This is a genomic window from Actinotalea sp. C106 (genome assembly GCF_023630195.1).
Taxonomy (GTDB): domain Bacteria; phylum Actinomycetota; class Actinomycetes; order Actinomycetales; family Cellulomonadaceae; genus Actinotalea.
Genome location: NZ_JALPKN010000327.1, coordinates 1 through 3179 on the forward strand (window position 1 = coordinate 1; position 3179 = coordinate 3179).

Below are 3179 nucleotides of genomic sequence, written 5' to 3' on the forward strand. Positions count from 1 at the left end.
CGGCCCTCGTGCTGCTGCTGCGTGCCGCGCCACCGGCGGCCCCTGAAGAGGCCCCGGGCGCCGGCATCGACCGCCGACCGTTCCTGCGCCTGGTGGCCGTCGCCACAGCGGTCGCGGCCACCGGTGCCGTGGCCGGACGATGGATCACGTCGGCCGGTCGTGTCGAGCAGCTGCGGGCGGCCTTTCGTCTTCCGCGCCCCGCGCGTCCCGCCCCGCCGGTCCCCGACGACGCCGACCTCGCGCTCGCCGGGCTGACCCCGCTGTTCATCGCGAACGACGACTTCTTCCGCATCGACACGGCGCTGACCGTCCCGCAGGTGGACCCGACGCTGTGGTCCCTCGAGGTCCGCGGCATGGTGGGCCAACCCTTCACCCTCACCTACGAGGACCTGCTGGCGATGCCCCAGGTCGAGGCAGACATCACCCTCGCCTGCGTCTCCAACGAGGTCGGCGGAGGGCTGGTGGGCAACGCCCGATGGCAGGGCGTACCGCTGCGGACGCTGCTGGACCAGGCAGGCGTGCAGGCCGGTGCCACCCAGCTGCTGGGGCGGTCGGTGGACGGCTTCACCGCCGGGTTCCCCACCGAGCTGGCGCTGGAGGTCGAGGACGCCATCGTGGCCCTCGGCATGAACGGGGAGCCGCTGCCGGCAGTCCACGGCTACCCTGCCCGCCTGATGATCCCAGGTCTCTACGGCTACGTGTCGGCCACGAAGTGGTTGTCCGTCATCGAGCTGACCACCTTCGAGGACGAGGTCGGGTACTGGATCCCCCGAGGTTGGGCGAGGGAGGGCCCGGTCAAGACGCAGTCGCGGATCGACGTGCCGCGCCCCTCGTCGACCGTCCGGGCCGGCCTCCAGGCGGTCGCGGGCGTGGCCTGGGCCCCTACCCGGGGGATCGGGCGCGTCGAGGTGAGCATCGACGACGGCCCGTGGGTCGAGGCTCGCCTCGCCGCCCCGCTGGACGTGGACTGCTGGCGGCAGTGGGTCCACGAGTGGGACGCGACGCCGGGTCGGCACGTCCTCGTCGTCCGCGCCACCGACGGCGACGGCACGACGCAGACGGATCGACGCACGCCCGTCGCCCCCGACGGCGCGAGCGGACACCACACGGTCGAGGTCGTCGTCGAGGGGTGAACGGTGTGCGTCCTCGAGGCGTCGCAGGCCTCACACGTGCAGGGCCACGGCGACGATGATCGCGACCGCGAGGCCCAGGGCACCGAGCACCGTTCCCGCGACCGCCGGGCCGTCTTCCCGCACGGCGTTGTCGAGATGGTCGATCAACGCGTTGCCCCCTGCATCCGCGATGAGGAACGACACGACTCCCGTGTCGAGCAGGACTCCACACTTCGGGGGGTGAGCGACGTCTTAGGTGTGCAAGCACATCCCACGCACCGGAGGTCCCCATGACCAGCACCACCCGTACCCGCCCCAGCCGCACCATCCGGCTCACGGCGATCAGCATCGCGGCCACCGGCATCTGCGTCGCGGGGGCCGGACTGGCCGCTGCCACCAACCCGGGCTCGAGCTTCGGCCAGGCGGTCGGGTCCGCGGCCGAGGCGGTCGGCGTCGACTGGTCGTCCATGCCCGATGGGTACAGTCAGGCTCAGTACGAGGCGTTCTGGGACGCCGGGTACACCTCGGCAGACGTCGTCGAGCTGGCCGAGCTCTGGCAGATCGACGACACGGACACCAAGGCACGCGCAGGCCAGATGATCCTCGACGGCGAGCAGCTCCCCTTCGCCCCCGGGACGCACACCTTGTCAGGGGTGCCGGACGAAGCGCTGCCCGCGCTCGAGGAGTTCTGGGCCGCGGGCTACACGGTCGAGGACGTGCAGGCCCTGAGCGACCTGTGGAACACCGACCCCGTGGAGACCAAGACGCTGGCCGGCCAGGTCCTGCTCGACGGCGAGACCCTGCCGGTCGAGCCGAGCGGGACGCCGACCGCCACGACGAGCAACTGACCCGTGCGCCCGGCACCGCTGATGACTCGCCCGGAGGCGACCATCCCATCCCTGACGCTACGCACCGGCTTCGAGGTCGAGCTGCTCGCGCCGGCCGGCTCTGACCGGCAGACGCTCGCGGAAGCCCTGGCGGACCGCCACGCCGGCAGGGTGACTCGGTCCTTCCACATGGACAGCGAGCCGTCGGCGGTGCCCGGCGTCGGCGTGTTCCGGCACCTCTCCCCCGCATTCGACGTGGTCGACGGCGTCGGGACGCCCGTCGCGAGGCTCGCGGACGACATCACCCTCACGGCCGACCTGGTCGGGACGACCGCACGACCCGGGCACCGCGGGTGGTACCGGCTGCTGTGCGACGAACCACGCCTGCTCCGCCTGATCGAGCGGTTCGCCGACCCGGCAGCGCCCCTGCCCGAGGTCCTGGCCCCGGTCGCCGAGCTGTTCGGCACACGGGTCGAGGTGGTGGGCGGTGCGGCGCGGGTGAACGACAGCGCAGGAGCCACCGTCGCCGTCGTGATGCCCCTGCCCGCCGGCCGCGAGCGACCCTGCGAGGTGATCACACCACCGATCACCACCAGCCACGGCCGAGCGCTCGAAGACCTGCTGGGCCCCGCGCGGGACCTCGGCTTCACGGTTCCCGCCGAGGCCGCGGTCCATCTGCACCTGGACGGCGGCCCCTTCCGGCGGCCCGCGGCGTTCGCCAACCTGGTGCGGCTGTTCGCCCACTGGCGTGATCCCCTGTGGGCAGCCCTGGGGACGAACAGCGAGTGCCGGCGTCTGGCCCCGCTGCCCGCCGAGCTGCTCGAGCTCGTGGACCGCGGCGACCACCAGTGGCCAGGTCTGCAGGCGGCCGCGCGCGAGATCGGGCTGACGAAGTACGCCGACGTGAACCTCACGCAGCTGGTCTCCGCGCGGCCCGTGCGCGACACCGTCGAGGTGCGCATCCTGCCTGGAGCGATCGACACCTCGGGCATCCTCGGTGGGGCGGCACTGGTGGAGAGCCTCCTGCGTCGGTGCCTCGACGACGCACCGGTCCCGCGACCCGACGCCGACGCCGCGCGGGACCCCGCAGGGGCGCTCGAGGCGATGGCGACGACGGGAGCGGTCCGATGACGACCTGGCTGTCGGTCACCGGACCGGACACGGCCCCGGTCCCGCGCGTCGCGGAGGTTCCGGCCCCCGCCCACGCCCCCGCCCACGACGCCGAGACTGCGGCCGGGGC

4 protein-coding genes are annotated in these 3179 nt (G+C 73.2%); 3 read left to right on the top strand and 1 reads right to left on the bottom strand.

Going from position 1 to position 3179, the window contains the following annotated elements:
* Window positions 1–1133: molybdopterin-dependent oxidoreductase (locus L0B03_RS15720; protein ID WP_250447546.1), on the top strand; the 1133-nt coding region annotated here is incomplete at its 5' end.
* Between the two features lie 30 nt (window positions 1134–1163).
* Here the strand turns inward: L0B03_RS15720 and L0B03_RS15725 are convergent.
* Window positions 1164–1316, bottom strand: coding sequence for a hypothetical protein (locus L0B03_RS15725; protein ID WP_250447549.1), 153 nt, complete (start codon window positions 1314–1316; stop codon window positions 1164–1166).
* 86 nt (window positions 1317–1402) lie between these two features.
* Here L0B03_RS15725 and L0B03_RS15730 point away from each other — a divergent pair, with 86 nt between their 5' ends.
* Window positions 1403–1960: a hypothetical protein gene (locus L0B03_RS15730; RefSeq protein WP_250447552.1), complete on the top strand. Its 558-nt coding sequence runs from the start codon at window positions 1403–1405 to the stop codon at window positions 1958–1960.
* 21 nt (window positions 1961–1981) lie between these two features.
* A complete protein-coding gene (locus L0B03_RS15735; protein WP_250447554.1) occupies window positions 1982–3070 on the top strand; it encodes an amidoligase family protein in 1089 nt (362 codons plus the stop codon).
* Window positions 3071–3179: the final 109 nt, after the last annotated feature.